Here is a 22,207-nt window from a genome sequence, read left to right on the forward strand (position 1 = left end):
TACTTTTATATATTTAAATGTCTTTTTCATAATTATTAAAATTGAAAGTTAATACCAGCTGATATAGTTCTCACCACAGGTCCGTCACCTCTTTGATAACCTGCCGTTAAAGGTGTATTTGCATTACTTGATGTTTGTCCTGCAGCTTCTGGATTAAACCCTTGATATTCTTGTGCTGTCCAATACAGCAAATTATTTCCTGTGACATATAGTCGTAATCTATCAAAATTTAGTTTGTTAGATAAGTATTCTGGCAATGTGTACCCTATTGTAATATTTCTTAAAGTCACAAAAGAAGCATCTTGTATATGCGCACTGGTAAATCTTCGTGGTATAACTTTATCGCGTTCTACTTCTGGTAATGCTGTAGCTTGAACAGCTCCTTCACTTGCAAAAAGTAGCTGATCTAAATCTGCCACTCTTACCTCTCCTCCATGTGATCCTTGAAACTGAAAAGTAAAATCTAAGTTTTTATAGGAGATATCTGAATTGAAGCCCCATGTAAAATCTGGATAAGGACTCCCAATTTCAGTTCTATCATCTGCATCAATAATCCCATCTCCATTTAAATCTTTCACATACACCTCTGCAAAATCATTATTAAATCTATTGAATGGGTTTTCAATGAAATCTATATCAATTTCTCTATCGAATACATAACCGTAGAAAGAGGTAATAGGAAGTCCAATTCTAGCAATAAATTCTGTTGGCCTACTTTCTTGATCTATTCTAGATATTATCTGTTCATTTCCACCTAAATCTAACACTTCGTTTCTATTTAGACCAAATTGACCAGAAAGTCTCCAACTAAAATTCTCATTAGTCCAAATCCTAGAATTTATAGCAAGTTCAACACCTTGATTTCTAACTTTTCCTATATTCTGTAAGAAGGTATCAACACCATAAGCCGCAGATACTGGAGCAGAAAGTATTAAGTCCTCACTTGTTCTTGTATAATAATCTGCTGTTAAACTAAATAGATTTCTTCCGAAAGTGATATCTAATCCAGGATTAAACTCTACTAGCTTTTCCCAACCTAAATCTGCATTTGCTAAAGCAGTATTTTTAACCCCTGATTCTCCATTAGCACTAACAATAGCGAATGTTTCTTCAAACCTATATAAAGAGTCATATATATTATTTGAAATTTGATTAGAGCCTGAAATACCGTAACTAGCTCTTAGTTTTAAAAAAGTAATGACGTCACTATTGGAAAGGAAATCTTCACTCGACACATTCCAACCAACAGATGCAGCAGGGAAAAACCCGTATCTGGTATTTGAGCCAAATCTCGTACTTCCATCAGTACGTGCAGAAATTTGCACCAAATACTTTTCATCATAGTTGTAATCTAGCCTTCCAAAATATGATACTAATTTATCTGATCCATTTTGAGTAAAAGTTGTACCACCATCTGCTAATGCAATATTTTCATTAAAATCATTAGAATATACACCAAAAGCTTCAGAATCTTGACTTGAGAAATCTCTATTAGTGAATTCAAAACCTAGAATAGTATTAAAGTTGTGTTTTCCAAAGCCTCTCTTGTATCTTAAAACAGATTCTATGACATATTGATTAACCTCATCCCTACTCTCAAAACGAAACCCTTCGTCCCCGAAGTTTACGATATTTTCATTTCCAGCAACAAAATCTGTATTATTATTTTTAGTGTGTCTGAAAATACCCGAAATAGTTTGCTTAAAATTAAGACCCTTAGCTAATTTAAAATCTACATAAGCTGCGGCATTTAAACTAAATCTTCTTTTTATCCTAGATCTTTCAAGGTAAGGTACTAATGGATGAACATTTCTGGTTAAACCCAATGTTAGCTGCCCTGGTAAGCCTTGTTGCGTGTTAATAACTGGCAGCCCTGTATTAGGATCTCTTAAAATAGTTCTTGGATTATTTTGATCCTGAAAAAAGACTCTATCAAAAAGTCTAGAAAAACCATAACTACCAACACCTAAGTTTTCATACTGGGTACCTGCAGTACTCAGCGATCCACCAGCATCCCTATACGCGTTAAAAATATCTAAATGATCTTGATTTAGATATAATGGTATAGCTCCGTATTGTCTTAGCGCATCAGTAAATCTGGCAGGCAATCTATCTTGATCGTTGTAACTCGCACGAAGATTAACTCCCGCTTTTATCTTTTCGTTTTGAGACTTGGTATCAATCTTTAAATTTGCATTGTATTTTTTAAAATTATCCGCTAAAGCAATACCTTCATCTTCAAGATAAGCTACGGATGCAGAATATTTGGTAAGCTTAGAACCACCTCTGGCACCAAATGAATGGCTCGTTATAGTACCTCCAGGCAAAATCTCCTTCTGTAAATCTAATTCACCTCCACTCAATTCTGACAAATAATCCCATGCTGCTAGTTCTGCATACGCTTGGTTGTACCTAAGGTTAACTCTAGCAAAATTCACAGGATCTGCTATCTCATCAACAGCACTCTGTAACCCATCTAAACGAGTGCGCTCTTCAGCTACTGAAAATGTAAAATTCTCATTATCGGTAGCATATTTATAACCTGTAAACGAGTTAAATGTAAACCTTGTTTTACCTTCAATACCTTGTTTTAGCGTTACCAAAATTACACCATTTGCTCCTCGAGAACCATATATTGCAACCGAAGAAGCGTCCTTTAGCACACTTATAGATTCAATGTTATTATTATCAATAGATGATAGTATATCTGCATCTGTCCCCAATACAACTCCGTCAACAACAATGAGTGGCGAAGAAGAGCCTGTAATTGAACCAGGACCTCTAAGTGTTATTTTTGGGTCACCCCCAGCTTCTGATGCTACGGTTTGTATTCTTAAACCTGCAACTCTACCTTGAAGGGCGTCTTCCACACGTGCCACGGCAATATCTTGAATTTCTTTAGAATCTATTTTTGTTAAAGCACTAGTTACATTCTTTTGTTTTTGCTCACCATAGGCCACTACGACCACTTCATCTAATTTACTAATATCTTCCTTTAGAGCTATATTAATAGTAGTATTATCGCCTATTATTTTTGTTTGGGAGGCATAACCCACATAAGTAAATTGTAGTACATCTCCTTTTTTAGCATTTATAGTATAAGCGCCATCAAAATCAGTAGTTGTCCCAGTTGATGTGCCTACAATAATTACATTAACACCTGGAATAGGCATATTATTAAGGTCGGTTACCACACCATTTATTGGGATATTTTGTGCATTTAGCATATAGCCAAAAACCAAAGTGAGTACTAATAACAGTTTAGTTTTTATATTCATAATTAGTTTTTTATTATTAAATAATCTCTAGTTGCATTTAATATTATTCTTGCTAACACTCATAGAAATAATATATTTAAATCATTTTATGTAAATTAGTACAAGACGATGATTATCGTTGTGATAACATGTTTATTTTACTTCCCTCCTAAAAGAAGTAAATAAGTTTTAAAAGGATAGGTATATGCCTGTCCTTTTTTTATTTTATATGATCGTTGATTATCCTTGTTGAAGTATTAGACATTAGTTTAGTTTTATTGGTTTTCCAAATTGGTTTACCAGTTTGGTTTTCCAAATATATACTAATTTTCTGTTAAATCAAATTAATTTTCGACTTTATGATGTTAAATGACGATTAAACTATTTTCAAGATGAACAAACAAACAGTATTATACTTTAGTGGAACAATAACTTCCTTTAAATAGCCCTGTTTTCAAGGTGTGCTTCATCAAATGAAATGCACAATTATTGCAGTAAAACGAATTATTCATCATTATCGGAAGATGCGGGTTTATGTGTTTTTAACCATTGTTGACCTTCTTTTGTGAGGAAAAAATCCATCCACATATAGTTCATTTTTTTTCCTTGATCCACTCTAACCCCATGACTAGATCCAATAGGAATGTGTAACAATTCATATTGATTTAATTTAACAGAAGTATTATCAGCATGAACAACTATATCATTATCAGAAAGCCCTAAAAAAAGCTGGTCAAGCATAGGATGTTTATGAGCACCTACTTTATCTGGCCCCATAGCTTCAACAGTTCCAAGTGAAACTCGAGGAACAATATCGGCTGGTAATACAGTTCTACTGGTTGTGTTTGGGCTTTTAATTTTCTCAGTATAAGGTTGACAATCTACAAAACGCTTAAAATAAAGCTTGTATTTGTTTTTTTCAGGGAACGCCTTAATATCCTCAACATCCTGCAAAGAGAGCTTTTTTGTAAATTTTAAGAAATGGAGTTCTCCAGACTTAGGAACTTTAATTTGCAAGCTATTAATTCCGTTCATAGGAATTGTGATAGACTCCGGAGTAACTGTTTGGGTAATAGAATCTGCAGTCAGGGTTGCTTCACCTTTTAAAAATAATAACATAGTTACATGCATTTCGGGTAAAACAATATCATATTCATTTCCTCCCCTAATACCTATGTGTTCAATTTTGGTATCTGCAATCTCATTTATGATTAATTCTTCATTGAAAACCTGCCCATGAGAAGGCATCTCCATTGTTAGATTTTCTACAACAATATCTGGCGAATTAGAGCACGAGAAAGCTATAACTATTAAGGCATAATAAATCCAGAATGTTTTGTTTTTAAATTCAAGTAATACCCTCATAGTTTTTTTATTCCTTTTTAAGTTTTAAATTAGAATGATTAATACCCATAAACCATTAAATGATAATGAAAAGTCAGTTTTTTTTATGACTCGGCATCCCCAAAATAAGACACCCCTCCTCCACTCAAAAAATCTTCTCTTACAGGACTAAACGTATCAATTAACATCCCTTCTTCCAAACAAACTGCACTATGCAACAAGTTAGGTTCAATATAAACACCATCTCCAGCTTCTACAATTTGTTTAACGCCATCAATTTCAAATTCAAATTTACCTGAAATACAATAGGTAGCTTGCGTATGGAAATGTTGATGCGGAGACCCTAATGCCCCTTTTTCAAATTTTACTTTTACCATCATGATTTGGTTATCGTAACCCAAAAATTTTCTAGATACACCTCCACCAAGTTCTTCCCATTCCATGTCTTTTGTGATGATGTACTTTTCGCTGAATCGTTTCATAACTATATGTTTTCTATTAATATATAAGGCCCTTTCCAGGCATGTTTTTTTTTGTTTACCGTTAATTCATGTTCTGTATTCTTATCATTATTTTGATTGGAAATAATGAACAGCTTTTTTGTTTCGTCTTCCATTTCTATTTGAACAGCAGTGTAATCTTCTGAATTATACACCACAGAAACAGATTTAATATTACTGTATGCGTTAATTGCAGATTCAGAAACTGGATTATAAGTACCATGCGATTCTATAGTTGCAACAAACACAGCATCTTTGGTATTCCTTTTTCTAATAATTAAAGTTGGCTCATTTCTTAAATTATACTCAGGATCATTTGCGCCTATACGTGCAAGTATTACCTCATCATTTGGAGATGTTACGGCAGAATATGTATAAAACTTGTTGTTTAGCAACCAATTTAATTGAATGTTGCCTCCATCCGAAGTTGCTACGGCTTCTTTATATAAGTGTTGGTAACCATTTTTATTCCCTAAAATCTCTGGAACGGGTAATTTTGAGTATTCAAAACTAGTCTGCATTATATGTCCTAAGTAATAAAATGGCAAATCGTATTGATTTTGACTCTCTGATGTAACTCTCATAATATCCAACACATAAGGATTTTCATAGGCTGAATTTTTAATAGTAGCCATGGTACGATGTAATTCAGTTCCTGGATAAGCATTACTTTCTTTGGCACTTACTACTTGAAGGTTTTCATTATCAGAACTAAAAATATAGCGCTGTGAATGATACATACTCCCTATATCGTACTTCCCTTTGAAGTGAGAGGTTTCGTTTTGAACCAAGGTATTATGAGATATCGTTTGTTTTGCCCAAGTTTTATTTTCCTTTAAGTAATTACCACCTCCTTTTTGTTCAATGTTTACAAATCTAGCTAGTCCATAATCCTGCACCACCTCATCGCCTTCGTCAAATAGCGAATAAGAGAGTTTATCATAATGTCCATGACTTAAACCATGTGCTGTGTATTTGCAGACCAACTCCAAATCACCACTGCGTAGTATTCCAACAGCACCTTGATTGCCCTCAGGACCATCGGATAGCTCTATAGATTTTTTTACAAATGGTTCTGCCTTGCCGTCTTTAATGCCTAGTGCCACAGCCAAACCTGCATCATCTAATGTTACCACACCTTGCTTTTGGGCCACACTTAACAATTCTGGATTGTTACCTCCAAAATGGTAAGCGATATCCACCGCCGCAACCAGTGCACTGGAATAATAAGACATGCCTTTCTGCGCATCGTTCAACAAAAAGAAATCACCATCAGCGTCCGAAAGATTAATTAAGGCCGTAACACTTTTTAAAAGCACACCGTCTTTATATTGCAACACTTTTAATTCAGGTTTTTTATTTTCTAGTGCTTGAGCAAAAATTAAAAAAGGATAAGAAGCGTAACGCTGATAATAAGGACCTTCGGTAAAATAACCATCCGGTGAGAATGGTTCATCAAGATTAGCAAAAAAACCTATTTTCCCATCTTTATTTATAAAACCACCATCGTTGTCCTTCATGTTTGCATCCATCTTTACATCTTTTAAACCGTAAAGTGCACGTTGTAGTAAACTATCATCATCCATTGCTAAAGCCATCATGCCCACAGCTACATTACCCCAAGTACTATGATTGTGCACACGATTAAAAAACTGCGGATTTCCTTTTGAAATAAAATCTGCAAATGGCCTAAACAACTCTGTCTCAAGCTTATTTCTTTCCTCACTAGACAAATAATCGTGAATACAATCGTAAGCTTGACTCGTGTAAACCAGCCAGTTAGAATCGTTTAAACATTGCCAGAATAATTTTCCTCTCGCGTAAGACCGCGGTTTAGGATGAACTGGTAATGTGGGATACATTTTAGCATATTGCATTAGCATATCCTTTACAAACTTGGCATATTTCTCATCATCCAAGATTTGATATAAAGCGCCCGCTTTTTGCATCACGAAAAAGTTTTTTTTATGGCGCTCATGTGTGTAGCCTCCAGAATAATCTTTAGGAATTGGTACTTCTATACCATTTTCTATTTCGGCATCTACCTCGGCCTTTGTTTTCTCTAAGGCCTTATCAAAAAGCGGAATATTTCCTAAATACTCCCTAATGTCAGCAACACCCTTTTGTGTTAAAATTAAGCTTGGGTGAACAGATTGAGATACTGCACTATTGGCATCACTTGTTTTTTCTTCACACGAAAACACAAGTGATAGCGCTAAAAATAATACTATATGCGATTTTATATACTTTAGCATTGCTTTTGTTTTATTTTAAAATCATCCAAATTTTAAAAGTGTGTTTGTTTAGTTTTGAGAATAAAAGTATCATCAATATAACAAAACCGCACAAGTTTGTAGGTTTCTGTGATAGGTTTTAGTTAACTTAAAACTTTTACTGTTTATTTAATCATTTTGAAAATCTTTTGTTTGATTACTTAACTATTAACCTTTCAACACCTACAGTAAATGCGCCTTTATTGAAAACAATAAAATACATCCCAGGGTTAAAATCAGAAATATCCATTGTTTTAGAAATAGGTTTTATTTCTTTTATAAACTGCCCCAAACTATTATAAACATAAATTTCACTAAAACTGTTAGCTACAGCCTCATTAATGAGAATTTGAGACTTCGCTGGATTGGGTAAAACTTTAATTACTTTTTTTTTAAAATTAAAATCATCCACTGACAAAGCACCTGTTTCTTCGATGCTAAAGCCCGAAAACAACACTTGTTCATCTCTTAAATCAGCAGCATTTATCAAACTTCTGTAAATACCCCATTTTGGTCGCACAAATTCTGCACCTGGTCGCCAATTGATAATGGAGCTATTTGAATAACTAAAAAGCTCAACCCCATCGCTAACCCTTTTAATTTCAATTGAATAAATACCATCCGTTGCGTAATTTATTGTCTCAGTTACTTCAAGCCAAACACCTTTAAAGGGTGCTAAATCCATCTTTTTTAGAGTAATTTGTCTATCAGTTTCTGCATAGCGCAATTCCAACTGATCCGGATTGCCTTTTCTAGTGGTTAAGGTATACATAGGCATGCTTTCCAAACTACCACCAACCGATTTTAATTGATGAATATGCGTAAAGTTTGGTGAGGATTGAAAGCCAGCATCTAGTTTAAACTTCCATTTGTAAATAACATTTTCTCCTTCAATACCTTTAAGGTTATCAGGAGACTTATCGTAAGCCTTTATTTCGTTGCGTTGCCTGTCAAAATTTTTACAACGATCGTTATCTGGTGTTACGTGGATATTAAAGCGGAATACGTTTGAATTAAGGTCCGAATCAAAAACCTCATCAATATGCCGGCCAAAAGCGGCATGGTTACAATCTGGAACTTCAATAACATCAAACCCCGGTGCTAACACAGAATTGATTAACTCATAGGTGTTTCCTGGTCCATCAGCATCCAATACTACCTGAGAATTTATAGTTTGAAATTGAAATAAAAGAACAGCACTAAATGAAAGTAAATATCGCATCTGTATAATTGGTTAACCAGTTTGGTTTACCAAATATAACTATATTATTATGTTCTACAAAGAATTATCTGTTATTTTCTGATTTTGAACTATTAGCAAACAAACAACCTTTTTGTAAATTGAAATACTTTACTATACCTAAAAACATAGCATATTTTAGATGTTAGTTATTTTAAGATTAATACATTAATTTTAATTTCAAATTTTGCTCAGTTTTTATTTGTCCTGAGTTAGTCAATGTATTGTTAGATTCCACATTATTTTTAGCGCCCCACAATATGGAAACGTACTGTACGGGGTTATTCTTAAATATATTGTTAGTAAGATTTACATTTACAATACCCCTGTGGTTTAGCAGGATTTTATTTTTTTCTTTATCCCCACAATTTATAAATGTACTATTAGATACCAACAGATTACCCCCAATAGTAGACTCGTCATATCCACCCCTGTAATAATCAATCACATTTGCTTTTACTTTATTAAAATTACAGTTTCGAATGGTTAAATATTCTGTGTTGTAATCACCTTTATCGTTCGTTTCCTCAGATAATTCTATCCCATTGTTACAATTAGATATTAAGGTGTTTTCAAAAGTAATACGCTCAGCAAACGATTCTTTATAAACCTTTAAAACGAAATTAAAGTTATCGATTTCAGAATTTAAAACTGTTAACCCAAAGTGATTTAACATGTTTTCCTTTAAACTTGCAAATGCATAGTTTGAATTGTTTCCTTTTAATTTTAAGTTTTTAACTATAAGTTTTCCCTTGGACTCTAATGAAAATAACGGTGTATTTTCTACACCCGAAAACACCAATTGTGATTTTCCGTCAGATTGAATAGTCAAAGTTTTATTAATTACTAAAGATTTATTTATACTGAAAACACCTTCTGATAAAGCAATAACATCTCCATTTCCTGCCTCATCAATTTTAGCTTGCAGTTCCTCTACCTTATTAACACTATACGTTATTGGTTCTTTTGCCTTAACCTCATTAGAAAACCAAGTTGCTCCGTATTTAGATTTATCTAAAATATTAGGGTTTGAAACCTCTTTACCCATAATTGCACCAATACTTTTATCATCTTTTCTAGAAACACCTAATAAATCCGTTTCAATGGTATCAAAATTAAAACCATTATACGCTTCAAAACCATTAGGTATTCCAACAGGAATATAAATGTTATCAGATAATTTTCTAAGTTCTAAAGAGGCTTCCACAATACCTCCATTAAAGTCTTTATAGGCAACTCCTTGATTATTTATAACGTTGTTCTTAAATAAAACCCCGTCTGCTTTATCATTTTCAACTACAATATTTTTAAGCCCCTTTTCATTAAAAACAATATTATTTGCAACGGTTGTTCTTATTGCTCTAGCCGAACGGATTTCCGATTTCGGCAAAACATCAGCTTGCGCTAAATTTTGCCCAACTCCAAATTGCCAAGGCGCGCTACAATTTACATACGTATTATATGCCACCACAACATCTGTTACTTGGTTATAACGATTTAATGGTGATTTTGGAATACCGTTCATTACTGCCAATGGGCTTCTAAAACTCTTTCCTTTTAAGTTAAAAAAGTAATTATTGATTACCCAATGTCCTGTATTTATGATCCTGATTCCTCCATAATTTTCATTAACGCCATTACCGATAAAATAATTACCATCTATAGTACAGTAATTACCATGTCGCGTAACTAGAGAACCTTCACTTTTGTAGAATACATTGTTTTTAAATACATTGAAATTTGTTTTACTGGAAATTACCTCAACTTCACCATTACATTCCTCAAACAAATTATTGGCTACCATTGTATGGCTTGGTGACATAGATGTATAACTATTACCCAATTGAATGGTTTCTCCGCTTGGACCTCCTTTTACGGGTCTAGGTCCAAAGTGGTTATTAACTATTTGATGGTAGTTATTAATACTCTCGATACCTTCAATACTTACTCTTACCGTAGGGCCTCTATTTGTTTTACCTGCGATATAGCAATTGCTCAATTCATTATGTCGTCCCCAAAATTGTACCCACAAATCATCTTTATCTCGTTTAGGTTTATTAAAATCTTCAATCACACAATTAGTCACTTTACAATTATTTGCAATTTCTTCGTCATTAATTTTAAAACCAATCACTGCATTTGATGGTGAGTATCCGTTTCTAAAATGCAAACCCTCTACTTCTAGGTATTCTCCACCAAACTTTAAATATGATTTACCTTCAACAGTAACTTCCCCTGGAGTCTCTGCCCTTAAAGTTATTGGTTTTTCTTTAGTTCCTTTTCCTCTAAACTTAATTTCAACATCTTTCCAAACTCCATTGGACATAATGATATAGTCACCCGGTTTTGCATTTTTTATTGAGGTTTCTAATTCAGCAATAGTAGTAACCAAAACACCTAAATCATTTGATGCTTTATTACATGAAACAACTATACAACAAAGAAAAACAAGAAGGAATAACCTTTTCATAAGAGACTATTTAAATGGTTAATATAAAAAGAAAGTCTTCATGCGAGAGATAAAGACTTTCTAATTCAACTAAATTTAATATTATTTGATAACTATTTTTTTTGTTAAAGTTCTGTCCTCAGCATTTATTTTCATTAAATACATGCCAGCTGCTACATTAGATATGTTTAACCTATTATCCTTCAATCTATTTTCAGACAAAATTCTTTTTCCCAAGATATTATATAGCGATACCGAACTAATTTGCAAATTATTTGATTCGATAGTTATAAAATTATTGGCTGGGTTAGGGTATATTCTAAAATTAGAAACAACGTTCTCATCAACAGAAAGAGGAGCAAAATTAACATTAACCTCTCCATAGGTAAGACCGCTAAAATCGCTAAAATTATTATTTGTTAATTCTGCACTAGGTACGTTTCTAGTTCCTGTACCACTAAATCTCCAATCTGGATATGATACTGAATTCACTCGTCCAGCCATCCAATCATCATTATTAACAGCATCAGTAGTACAATCAAAACCACTAGAAGTACCTTGTCTAGCCACGTAATTAGGATACTGATTAAGAGTAACTATTGTAGGAGATAAAGAACTATCAAAACGAAGTAAAGGATCTGTAGATAGTAGTTGTTCAACAAAAATTATTTTACCATATCCAAATTCACCTACTTCACCATTGCCGGTAGTAATATCGTCATCGTCTAAAATACTAACTGAATCATATATTGTCCAGGTTAAGGCATCTCCATCGAGAACTCCATCCTCATTTGAATCTACTATCGCATCCTTAGGATTTGTAGCTGATTGTACAATCATATATGTAGAACTTTGGTCATTAAAGGTTCCATCGTATCCTATATCTGGGGTAATTGACGAAACATTATAATTATTTAAAGTCTCATTAGTGCCATCAGAAGGACTTTCATCCGTCCATTCTATAGTGTCAGCCACTAATTGTATTGTTACTACATTAGCGTCTGAAGCAGCTAAATCAGTCGCATAAGGATTTATGAATTTAGTACCGCTTATATCGGCACCAAGTAAATCAACTGCACCTGTACCAGTATTCATAGTTATATCAACAACAATAACTAAAATTCCATTGCTGCCAAATTGCAGTCCACTTAAGTCAACCGCTTCTCTAACTTTCCCAATGTTAGTACCAACATCACTATCATCTCCATCTCCATCTATTGCAATAAAATAGGTGTTAGCTGGAATAGTACCATTCGCTGGCCCCCTAAATTCAAAATATTCAATACCTGCATCTGTATCTGTTTGATAAGGCTCCATAGCTGCATTATCAGAATCATTGAAAAAAGCAGTGCTACTATTAGGCGGACTAGGAATTATTTCACTAATAAAATAAGTGGTGTGGTCGTAAGTTTGTGAATATCCCAAAAAAGAGACACATAGTAATAATAAAAGTAGTTTTGTTTTCATAAATATTAGTTTAGAAAGTTAATAGAATTGTAAATTCAACAGTGTAGGTTGTCTGGTTTTCCAATCTGGTTAACCAATTTGGTTTTCCAAATATAAACATAATAAATAGGTTTAACAAAATATTAGCTAACAAATTCAATCTTTTAACACAGTAACTCAATGAAGGACTGTGTTTGGCGTTGTTCCGTCGGTAACTAATGCGTTTTTAAACCAGAACTCTGTATAGCTTCCGTTTTTCATGTTATTTGGCAATGTTCACATCGTAGGTATCAGACTTAGTAGATTGTCCATTGGCGGTTATATGTGCCTTGTTTGAAATAACATTTTTCGCTAGCGTAAGCGGTTTCCTTTCTGGACTTATGTCTCATCTTGAAGAATAGAGGTCAATAACATGTTTAGGAATATCAGCTTTTGTTGATAAATCAGAATTTATAAAACTTTTTATAAACGTTATAGTTTCGTAACCCTTACTTTTAAATGTTAATTTAGATAGTACCTTTTTAGACGTTAATTTTATAACTAAATTCTTCGCCTAAAGCAATGCCATCTATTCCTTCTTCAAAATAGGTTGTTTCATCTACTTCTACCATGGAAAAATCAGATCCCCAAACAGTAGTTGAAAAATCAAACCTTCCAGAATTGTTTCCTTTAGTGTTGATTTAGTAGTTCCAAAACATAGAGCCTTTGTACACTTGAAAATTTTTTATATTTACTATTTGATGGTAGTTGACTATCTGTTCATTTTCTTTTAAATAGATACTAACTATTGGTCCTCGGTTTGTTTTTCCGGCTATGTAATAGTTTTAAGTGTATTGTGCCTCCTCCAAATTTTATACTGGATGTAACACTAATTACTACTTTACCATTAGTTTCTACATTAAGAATTATTGGGTTATTTTCATCTCCAAAAGCATGAAACACAATATTAATATCATTATATGTCCCATTTTTTAGAACTAATTTATTACCTGGCTTAGCTTCAGAAATAGCTTTAACTAATTGCTGTGCATTAGAAACTAAAGCTTTAGATTGCTCTTGCTTTTTACAAGAAAAGACTATTAATATTAAAAGAAAAACATTCAAAAATTTCATTTTCAAATTGGCTAACCAGTTTATAGCTTTTATTTTTCTTACACAAATAAAAATGAATTTTATTGAATTAAGAGATAAATGCTGATTTCGAAGGCTTTATATAAATGAAGATTCGCTATTGTGAAACTTTATATACTTAACTATAGGCTAACTGAAAACAGAAATTCTCTAGATTTTATAAATATATTATTGTTTAACAACTTCTACCTTAGAGTAGAAGTTAAGATGAATAACACAAGAAATATTAAAGAAATTAACTAATTCACTTTTCTAAGTTTAATTCCGCTTAGCCTAGTTTGTCCTTTTTTAGCTTTAAAAGCTACAGTGAGACCTTTATCATTTGCAACAGTAATTAAAAAACGTTTGGCTACACCACGGTTATTTCCATAAGCTTCTTTCAAATTTAAGTTATTCCAAATTGGTTTTCCGTTCACTAAAATATCCATGATATTGTCATCCCTTGTTTTCAATTCAGCTAATAATAAAGACAATTCATAAGTACCATTAGGTACATCAAACTTATATCCTTCTATACCTATGCGTTGTGTCTGGTATATGGGATCATTTTCAGTGCCTTTTACACTTACATCCACACCAATATTATTACGTCGTTTACTTTTGAATCGTAAAAAATCTCCACCTACATAACCAAAACTTCCTTTTTCATAAGGCTTATCAGGCATCCATAAATAATTAATGTTATCAGATTCTATAAAATAACAGTAAGAGCCTACATTAATCGCTATCTCTTCAAATTTATTTGTATTACTTTTAAGGTATCTAGGTTGCAGTTTAAATTCTATAAATACAACATCTTTTAATGTTTTTCCCTCCTTTTCAGACACTGCCTCAATTAAATTTTGTCCATCTATGAAAGGTACATTAAAAGTTGCTGTTGAAAATTCGAAATCTTTTTTACCCAATGATGTACCATTTATAAATAATTCAACTTCTTTACCATTACCTACAATAGTTATGGGTTGAGTTGCAAAAGTTCCTCCTTCGCTATCTGCTATACCTGATCTGTTTTTCCAAGATTTAGATGCTATAGCTAAAAACGGTGTTTTTTTCAATAAGGCTTGATACAAATAATAGGCATCTTTTTTCTCTCTTGTCGCAGATACTAAACCTTTACTATTTATATGTGGTACAGCATCTTTACGGTGTTCTACCTGAAAGTCTGCATAGTTCCAAACGTTTGCTCCAACAATTTCTGGCATATTAAGAATGGTTTTCATATAATACTTGTGCAATAAAAACTGATAATCTATACTAAAATCAAATCGCTTAGGGTTATATGAACGCAATCTTGGATCAGCTCCTCCTCCATATTCGCTTAAAATGAATGGCTTATCAGGATCTAACTCTAGAGAACGTTTTACCAAACTTCTTAAGTTACTATCTATATCTTCTAACTCTTCAATATACCATCCATAGTATTTATTATAACCAACCAATTCAGTCAATCTAATACCAAGTTTATCTTGATATGCTGGTTCTCTAAAAAACACAGAATATGAGTAGCGTGTTTCATCTTCTTCCTTTATGGTTTTAGCTAAAGCTTCATGGGTACTTACAAAATGTTTTGTGTAATCTTCCCCCAATTTACTAGGTGCTTTCATGGTGGTTTCGTTCCCTAAATTCCATGCCACAATAGCTGGATTATTATAATTAAAACGAATAGCTTCTCTAAGCATGTTTATGCTATTTTGCTTTCCTGCTTCGTTTGCAGCAGCTTTATCTACAAAAGGTATCTCTAGTGTAGCCACAAAACCAAGTTTATTACACATTTCTAAAATTGCTGGATCTTGCGGATAGTGAGCAATTCTCAAGAAATTACTCCCCATATCTTTAAGCAATTTCATGTCGTTGCGATGAATCTCATCACTCACAGCATTAGCTTTTCCGTAAAAATCTTGATGTCTACAAGTACCTATTAATTTGGTTGGTTTGCCGTTGATAGAGAATCCTTTTTTAACATCAAAACTAAACCATCTAAAACCAACTGGATTTTCAATTCTATCATATATATTACCTTTTCTATCCACTATTTCAGAAACCAATTTATACAAATAAGGGCTTTCTGGAGACCATAAATTTGGATTATCAATTGAAAAGTCACTAAAAATATCTTTCCCAAAAGTTATTTTTGACTTGATGGTTTTAACTAAATTATTCTTATTATCAAATAAAGATTGTTTAATATAAAACGTTCCTTTTTTAGGTCTAATTATTTTGGATTGCACTGAGATTTTGGCTGAAGTTTCAGAAACCTCTGGTGTTCTGATAAAAATGGGGTTTGCACCCAAATTAGCTACTTCAAAATGTACTGATTTTGTAATGATTAATTGAATATCTCTGTAAATACCTCCATAAAATGAAAAGTCTGCTGCCTGCGGTACAATTTCATCATTATGGGCATTATCTACTTTTACAGCAATTTCATTTTTTCCAGTTTTTAGTGCCGAAGTAATATCTCTTGCAAATGTGGTGTAGCCTCCTATATGGTCTTCTCCTATGGCTTTTCCATTGATATAAAGTGATGTCACTTGATTTGCAGCTTCAAATAATAAAAACACTTGTTGATTATCATAAATCTGTGGAATTGTCATGGTTTTTTTATACCACCCTTCTCCTCTGTAGTAACCATCTTCATCATCTAAAATATCTTCTGTATTCCAAGAATGCGGAATGGTTACTTTTTCCCAAGTAATTTCTGAATTATCATTTGAAAATGGATGCTCTACATTTCCTTTATGGAAATGCCATGAATCATTTATAGTTTCAATATGACGAACTTGTTGAGCGTAGTTTATAAAACAGCTTAAACAAAGCAGTAGTTTAACTAATTTTTGCATTTATTTATATAATATTTTTTATTGAATTTGGATAGTCTCACTAGCTAAAAAGCCAATACGATGAGATTTTGCTTGTAATGTAGCACCTTCAGGTAAGGTTATAGCGTTTTGATAAATCTCCCAAGATTTTGAGACTTTCTCTCCGCTTTTAATTATTTTAAAACCTATTGAAGCTCCTTCAGTATCACAACTTATTGATATTTTTCCATTTTCATTAGTAATGATTGGAACTGTTGTTTTAGGTTGAACATCTCCGTTCCATAACTTTTTGATAAGTTCTCCTTCTGGCAAGTCTGGATTATCTTCAATGGCGTTAAGCCACTTATCCATTTCATTACTTAACTTATTGAGTTCATCTTGATATTTGGCATCTCCTGCAACATTATTTAATTCAAACGGATCAACAGAACAATCAAATAATTCTTCTTTAGGTTTATTTTCTCTAAACCATTGTAATTGTATAGCATTAAGCTTGCCTTCATCTTTTAGCCGTAACAACTCTTTCATACTTGGTATTTTTTCGCGGTATGTTACGGGCAAATAATAGCCTTGCTCTGGTTTATAATTTCGAATATATTTAAAGCGTTGACTTCTTACCGCTCTGATAACATCAGTAAAAGCATCAAATCTATCAGCAGCGGCGTGAATGTAGTTTCGTTCTTCTGCTTTGTAGTCTCCTAAAAAAGCTTGCCCTTGCATATATGATTTAGGCGCTTCTCCAATTAACGATAATAAGGTTGGTGCAAAATCTACAAAACTAATTAATTGGTTATCTTTTGTTCCTGCTTGTAATTTTTTTGGAAAACGAATAATCATAGGAGTATTTAAGCCAGAATCATAAATTAAACGTTTTTCCCTAGGTAATGGTCCGCCATGGTCGCCGTAAAAAAATATAATAGTATTATCTAACAAACCATCATCTTCTAATTGTTTTAAAACAGCACCAACCTGCTTGTCCATTTCTGCTATATTGTTATAAAGCTTCCACATATCACGTTGTGTTACTTCATTATCTACCAAGTAAGGTGGCACGTTAAATTTTGTGCTTTTTGACAAATGTATTGGTGTATCAGTTTCATCCATTCTATTTTTAGCATGAGAACCACCAAAATTTTTCCATTTGTAATCTCTATCTCCTGCTTGATATAATCTGGTTTCAATTTCTCTGAATCCATAAGGTTCAAATAAGCCTGATTCGTGGGTTTCGGTAAAATTAATTACTGAAAAAAACGGTTGATTTTTTCCTCTATTTCTCCAATGCGCATAAGGACTACTTTCATCCCAAGCTGTCACAGGTGCTTTAAATTGATAATCGGTTTTATAGTTATTAGTACAGTAATATCCTGCACTACGCAACCACTCGCTGATCATTTTTACGTCTGCTGAAGGTACTGCTTCATAGGCTGGTAACCCCCTCTCTTTTGTATAAGAGTTGGTACGCATGTGATTTGCGCCTATACTTGAAGGATACATTCCTGTAGCTATGGCTGCTCTACTTGGCGCACAAACGCCTGATGTAGAATACAAATTTGGATAAATAACACCTTCTTGAGCTAGCTTACTTAAATTTGGTGTTGCTACCGTATTATCTCCAAAAGGTGGTATATAAGCCCCCATATCTTCAGTTACTAACCAAAGGATATTTGGACGTTCTGGTAACTTTAAATTATTTGTATTTAATTTTTGCTGATTTACTTTTTTATCCTTGCAGGCCAGAAGACTCAAGCATAATAAAACTGTTATTTTAAGTAGTCTCATAAAATTATTTATAATTCATAAAATTAGATCTTTTATAAAAGACCCCTGTCCTGCTTTATCCTGATTTACTTAAACAAAAACTCACTTCTTCTAAATCTACGAAGAAGTGAGTTTGTATAAATTTTGGTATAGGTAATTAAGAGTACTATTTTATCATTACATTAAAGTTATTGGTTTTAATTGATGTCTTTATAAAACTTTTGAAGTGTGTAAAACGCTTTCTTTTTATTTCCAGTTTCTGAAATTAAACCTTTTCTATTCCATCCATCTTGGTAAGGAATTAAAGTTCTTCTTGGAGATCTAAAATCTACTAAAGTCCAAGGAGTAATACCACTTATTCCAGAAATTTTAACTAAAGTTGGTAAGGTTTCTTCGTATAACAACTCTTGAAACTCTTCACTCCAACGTGTCATTTTATCTGCATAGTAACCTTGCAATGCTCCTGCTCCAAATTCTGAAATAATCACAGGTTTATCAATATCAATATTCCAACGAATATTTTTGATGTTATCAATTTTACCACCATACCAACCATAATATTGGTTAAAGCTTAATACATCTACCACTTTTGCAAATTCGTCTTCTACAATCATGATGTTTTTATTCTCTTTTTTACCATGATCTTCTAATGCTGCACTGATCAAGCGAGTGTCGTCTAATTTTCTTGCGGTAGTCGCTAAGTTTGTTAAAAACGTTAAACGCTCTTTAGAAGTTGGTGTTTCGTTTGCCATAGACCAAATGATAGAGCAAGCTCTATTTTTATCGCGACTGATTAATTCTGTAAGTTGTGTTTCTGCCTTCTTATATGTTTCTGAGTTTGTCCATTGTATGGTCCAGTACACAGGTATTTCTTCCCAAACTAAAATCCCCATTTGCTCTGCAACACGAATCATATTTTCATTATGTGGGTAATGCGCTAAACGTACATAGTTACAACCCAATTCTTTTGCCCAACCTAACAAAACTTTTGCATCTTCTATAGACCAAGCTCTACCACCTCTCATTACATTTTCTTCGTGAATAGAAATTCCTTTTAAAAATATTTTCTCTCCATTTAATAAAATGGCTTTGCCTTTTGTCTCTATGGTTCTGAGACCAATTTTATCGGTTACTTTATCTTTTGCAATAGCAATGTTTACTTCGTATAATTTTGGATTGGTATCACTCCAATACTTTACTCGTTTTACAGGAAACTTCACTTGAACAAATCCGTTTACATCTGTTGTAAAGGTTTTATTTATTTTCAATTCTGGAATGGTAAGGTTTACTTTTTGAGCTCCTTTATTTTTACCATTCAATTGAATGTATCCTGAAACTTCTTTGTTATTATTTTTTGTCAATTGAATTTTATAATCCTCAATAAACATTTGATCTAATTCGTAAACAGTTACATCTCTAGTAATTCCACCGTAATTCCACCAATCTGTACTTAATGTTGGCACCTCATCTGCAGCGCGTTTGTTATCTACTTTAATAATTAAAAAATTACCTTTTTCTTTTAAAAGATGGGTCATTTCAAAGTTAAATGGCGTAAACCCTCCAACATGAACTCCTAATTTTTTACCATTTAAATACACATCTGCTCTATAATTAACTGCACCAAAATGAACGTAATAACGTTTATTAGCATCGTAATTTTCTACATTAAACGATTTTTTATACCACACTGTACCTTCATAATAAAATAATTTTTCTTTTTGAGAATTCCAGTCTCCTGGCACAACCATAGTTGGAGTAGCATCAAAATCGTACTCCACTCTATCCATTTTATTTTTTGGTTTTTTATTTAAGAAATAAGCACTAGAACCTGGGTTTTCTGTACCATCATGTGGCTCCATTCTATAATTATAGTATCCTGTTTCATAAACATCCACAATATAATGCCACCTTCCATTTAAACTTTGTCCGTTTCTTAAATAACTATTTTGTAATAAAGGTTCATTTGCATAAGTATATATTGTAATTAAAAATAAAAGTGAATTTATAATTTGTTTCATTGTTTATAATACAGTTTTGTTTGGCATTATACTATTTCAATAGCAATATTAATTTGTTTATTTTCCTCTTCAAATGCTGCAATAATAGGAACAGCTTCTACTCCTGGCACCATATTAAAGGTTCTACTTTTTGGCATGTCTTTTATTTTAAGTGGTACACTAGCACTAATTTTTACAATCCCTTTTGGTTTTTCTATGACAATTTCATTTTCTGATACTTGTGTTACTTTTTCTCCTGTTGGAGAAACAATGGGTAATACAAAAGCTGTTGCTATTTTAATAGCTTGATTTGTAGTTGTAATAATTTCTAACGCTTCTTCAGTACATTTATAATTCAATGTAAAATCTGATGCTGTGCCTGAAACCAACTCTTTTGCTTTATTTTTTAACTGAACATTAGCTCTATATGCAATGGTACTAGCATCTTCTTCAGAAGCAAATGTTGCCTCTAAATCAAACAAATTACTGTACCAAACGCCATCTTTATGAGTTTCTATTCTTGGTGTAAGCGCAAAATCTTCTCCTGGTTGTGGTTGCTGATTATAGGCTTCTAACATTTTATAAATTGCTACGCTAGCCGTACATAGTAAACCTACTTTATTGTGATATAAAACACCAAGCGAAACCCCAGAAGCCTGCCTAACATCATTTCTTTGACTGTAGACAGAATCATAAGCAGAAACAGTTCCCCTCCAATCGCCTTTACCAAATAATGACACATCTAACTCTTTAAAATAGGTTTCGCCATTAGCTGTAGTTCTTGGCAATGGTGTAGATTTATCTATTTTAGGTAAATTTTCCCAATGGTCTAAAAGAGTAGCCAATGGTTTTGCATGTGCAAATGTATGATGTACACAGGGTTGAATATCATGAGACACATAATGCAGACCTCCATGCAATAATCCATTATGAGTGCATTGTTTTAAAAGCTCAGTATTTTTAAAAGCTGCTGTACCCAAAGCAGGATTATGATTAGCCATAAAACTGAATGCTGGTTGCATACCGTCACTTGTTCTACTACCCCAATAGGTCCATTTAAACATGCGGTTTCCAAAGCTATTATCTATACCTCCATCTGGTAAAATAAATTCTAGATGTGCATCTAAAGACTTCTTTAAGATTTGTAATAATGCTTCATCTTTAACATCAAGAGCGTACATCACTAGGTTATTTAGCGATTCTTCTATATTATAGCCCAAATCTATTCCATATAAAGCTTTAGGACTTTTAGCTTTTTTATTTTTTCCTTGAATCTCACCAAACAACAACGCGTTTGGTTCTGTAAAATGATTTTTAATTTGCTTAGCTAGCTCTTTACTTCTCGCTAAGTAATTTTCATTGTTTAACAATTTTCCAATTAAATGCAATGCATAAATTGTTGTAGCACTGTAGTTAATATTAGCATTACCAACTACAGAAAATCTGTTGTACACAAATTCAGTTGCTTTTTCTAAACGTGCGGTCCATCTTGTTCGAGTTTCATCGTCTAATAAATCGCCATGATACTTTAAGGTTTCTGCTAAGGCAATGGATCCAAAAACCGTAGTCCCATCCCAAGATTTTGGATCTAAATCATTGGTCCAAGCACCATCTTCTCTTGTCACATTTTTACCCCATTCAAAAGATGCAATACCAGCTTCTAGATACTTACTTTCTCCAGTAGCTTTAGCCATGTAAAAAAATGGATACACAGCATCCATTACTCTTGCATGTACAGTATCGCAAGCTGGACAATCGAACAGTCCATGAACTTTAGGAGCTGATGGATTTATGATTTGCGTTTTTATCATACCATCACACCAATCTTTTAAAAGATCAAAAACTAGTTTTTTATATTCTTGAGAGTGTTCAATTGGAGCACTTTTACAGGAATCTAAAATTCCTGAAGCCGATAATGATAAACCTAAACTTGTTAAAGTAGACAATTGAATAAAGTCTCTTCTTTTCATCTAAATATTTTCAAATTGTATAT

Annotated in this window: 14 protein-coding genes; all 14 read right to left on the reverse strand. The window is 32.9% G+C overall.

The window, feature by feature from the left end; all coding sequences use genetic code 11:
* Nucleotides 1-35: 35 nt before the first annotated feature.
* On the reverse strand, nt 36-3,278 hold the full coding sequence (locus EYD46_RS16275; protein WP_229731368.1) for a SusC/RagA family TonB-linked outer membrane protein: 3,243 nt from the start codon (nt 3,276-3,278) through the stop codon (nt 36-38).
* A 483-nt stretch (nt 3,279-3,761) separates the two neighbouring features.
* Complete coding sequence (locus tag EYD46_RS16280; protein WP_130938233.1) at nt 3,762-4,622, reverse strand: hypothetical protein; 861 nt, start codon at nt 4,620-4,622, stop codon at nt 3,762-3,764.
* Between the two features lie 83 nt (nt 4,623-4,705).
* Nucleotides 4,706-5,083 (reverse strand): cupin domain-containing protein, encoded by a 378-nt coding sequence (locus EYD46_RS16285; protein ID WP_130938234.1) that lies wholly within the window; start codon nt 5,081-5,083, stop codon nt 4,706-4,708.
* 2 nt (nt 5,084-5,085) lie between these two features.
* The gene (locus EYD46_RS16290; protein WP_130938235.1) at nt 5,086-7,356 is read right to left on the reverse strand and encodes a heparinase II/III domain-containing protein; all 2,271 of its coding nucleotides are present in this window, start codon (nt 7,354-7,356) and stop codon (nt 5,086-5,088) included.
* Nucleotides 7,357-7,531: 175 nt separating this feature from the next.
* Entirely contained in the window at nt 7,532-8,596 is a 1,065-nt protein-coding gene (locus EYD46_RS16295) for a T9SS type A sorting domain-containing protein (RefSeq protein WP_130938236.1), read from the reverse strand.
* 178 nt (nt 8,597-8,774) lie between these two features.
* Nucleotides 8,775-11,084 carry a chondroitinase-B domain-containing protein gene (locus EYD46_RS16300; RefSeq protein ID WP_130938237.1) on the reverse strand — a complete coding sequence of 770 codons (2,310 nt, stop codon included), beginning with the start codon at nt 11,082-11,084 and terminating at the stop codon, nt 8,775-8,777.
* 81 nt (nt 11,085-11,165) lie between these two features.
* Nucleotides 11,166-12,530, reverse strand: coding sequence for a T9SS type A sorting domain-containing protein (locus EYD46_RS16305; protein WP_130938238.1), 1,365 nt, complete (start codon nt 12,528-12,530; stop codon nt 11,166-11,168).
* A gap of 500 nt (nt 12,531-13,030) precedes the next feature.
* Nucleotides 13,031-13,120, reverse strand: a complete 90-nt coding sequence (locus tag EYD46_RS18040) for a polysaccharide lyase family 7 protein (protein WP_165454400.1) — start codon at nt 13,118-13,120, stop codon at nt 13,031-13,033.
* 69 nt (nt 13,121-13,189) lie between these two features.
* Entirely contained in the window at nt 13,190-13,324 is a 135-nt protein-coding gene (locus tag EYD46_RS18145; RefSeq protein ID WP_130938377.1) for a chondroitinase-B domain-containing protein, read from the reverse strand.
* Nucleotides 13,290-13,622: a chondroitinase-B domain-containing protein gene (locus tag EYD46_RS16315; protein WP_130938239.1), complete on the reverse strand. Its 333-nt coding sequence runs from the start codon at nt 13,620-13,622 to the stop codon at nt 13,290-13,292. Before EYD46_RS16315 ends, EYD46_RS18145 begins: the two co-directional genes overlap by 35 nt.
* A 257-nt stretch (nt 13,623-13,879) precedes the next feature.
* Nucleotides 13,880-16,480, reverse strand: a complete 2,601-nt coding sequence (locus EYD46_RS16320) for a glycoside hydrolase family 2 TIM barrel-domain containing protein (protein WP_130938240.1) — start codon at nt 16,478-16,480, stop codon at nt 13,880-13,882.
* 18 nt (nt 16,481-16,498) lie between these two features.
* Nucleotides 16,499-18,238: a sulfatase family protein gene (locus EYD46_RS16325; protein WP_130938241.1), complete on the reverse strand. Its 1,740-nt coding sequence runs from the start codon at nt 18,236-18,238 to the stop codon at nt 16,499-16,501.
* Between the two features lie 176 nt (nt 18,239-18,414).
* Nucleotides 18,415-20,235, reverse strand: coding sequence for a glycoside hydrolase family 2 protein (locus tag EYD46_RS16330; RefSeq protein WP_130938242.1), 1,821 nt, complete (start codon nt 20,233-20,235; stop codon nt 18,415-18,417).
* A gap of 26 nt (nt 20,236-20,261) precedes the next feature.
* On the reverse strand, nt 20,262-22,184 hold the full coding sequence (locus EYD46_RS16335; RefSeq protein ID WP_130938243.1) for a hypothetical protein: 1,923 nt from the start codon (nt 22,182-22,184) through the stop codon (nt 20,262-20,264).
* Nucleotides 22,185-22,207: the final 23 nt, after the last annotated feature.

The sequence above is a fragment of the Hyunsoonleella pacifica genome (assembly GCF_004310335.1).
In the GTDB taxonomy this organism is placed as follows: domain Bacteria; phylum Bacteroidota; class Bacteroidia; order Flavobacteriales; family Flavobacteriaceae; genus Jejuia; species Jejuia pacifica.

Coding starts and splice junctions, on each gene's coding strand:
- EYD46_RS16275 (WP_229731368.1), bottom strand. CDS start 3,278: ATGAATATAAAAACTAAACTGTTATTAGTACTCACTTTGGTTTTTGGC.
- EYD46_RS16280 (WP_130938233.1), bottom strand. CDS start 4,622: ATGAGGGTATTACTTGAATTTAAAAACAAAACATTCTGGATTTATTAT.
- EYD46_RS16285 (WP_130938234.1), bottom strand. CDS start 5,083: ATGAAACGATTCAGCGAAAAGTACATCATCACAAAAGACATGGAATGG.
- EYD46_RS16290 (WP_130938235.1), bottom strand. CDS start 7,356: ATGCTAAAGTATATAAAATCGCATATAGTATTATTTTTAGCGCTATCA.
- EYD46_RS16295 (WP_130938236.1), bottom strand. CDS start 8,596: ATGCGATATTTACTTTCATTTAGTGCTGTTCTTTTATTTCAATTTCAA.
- EYD46_RS16300 (WP_130938237.1), bottom strand. CDS start 11,084: ATGAAAAGGTTATTCCTTCTTGTTTTTCTTTGTTGTATAGTTGTTTCA.
- EYD46_RS16305 (WP_130938238.1), bottom strand. CDS start 12,530: ATGAAAACAAAACTACTTTTATTATTACTATGTGTCTCTTTTTTGGGA.
- EYD46_RS18040 (WP_165454400.1), bottom strand. CDS start 13,120: ATGGTAGAAGTAGATGAAACAACCTATTTTGAAGAAGGAATAGATGGC.
- EYD46_RS16315 (WP_130938239.1), bottom strand. CDS start 13,622: ATGAAATTTTTGAATGTTTTTCTTTTAATATTAATAGTCTTTTCTTGT.
- EYD46_RS16320 (WP_130938240.1), bottom strand. CDS start 16,480: ATGCAAAAATTAGTTAAACTACTGCTTTGTTTAAGCTGTTTTATAAAC.
- EYD46_RS16325 (WP_130938241.1), bottom strand. CDS start 18,238: ATGAGACTACTTAAAATAACAGTTTTATTATGCTTGAGTCTTCTGGCC.
- EYD46_RS16330 (WP_130938242.1), bottom strand. CDS start 20,235: ATGAAACAAATTATAAATTCACTTTTATTTTTAATTACAATATATACT.
- EYD46_RS16335 (WP_130938243.1), bottom strand. CDS start 22,184: ATGAAAAGAAGAGACTTTATTCAATTGTCTACTTTAACAAGTTTAGGT.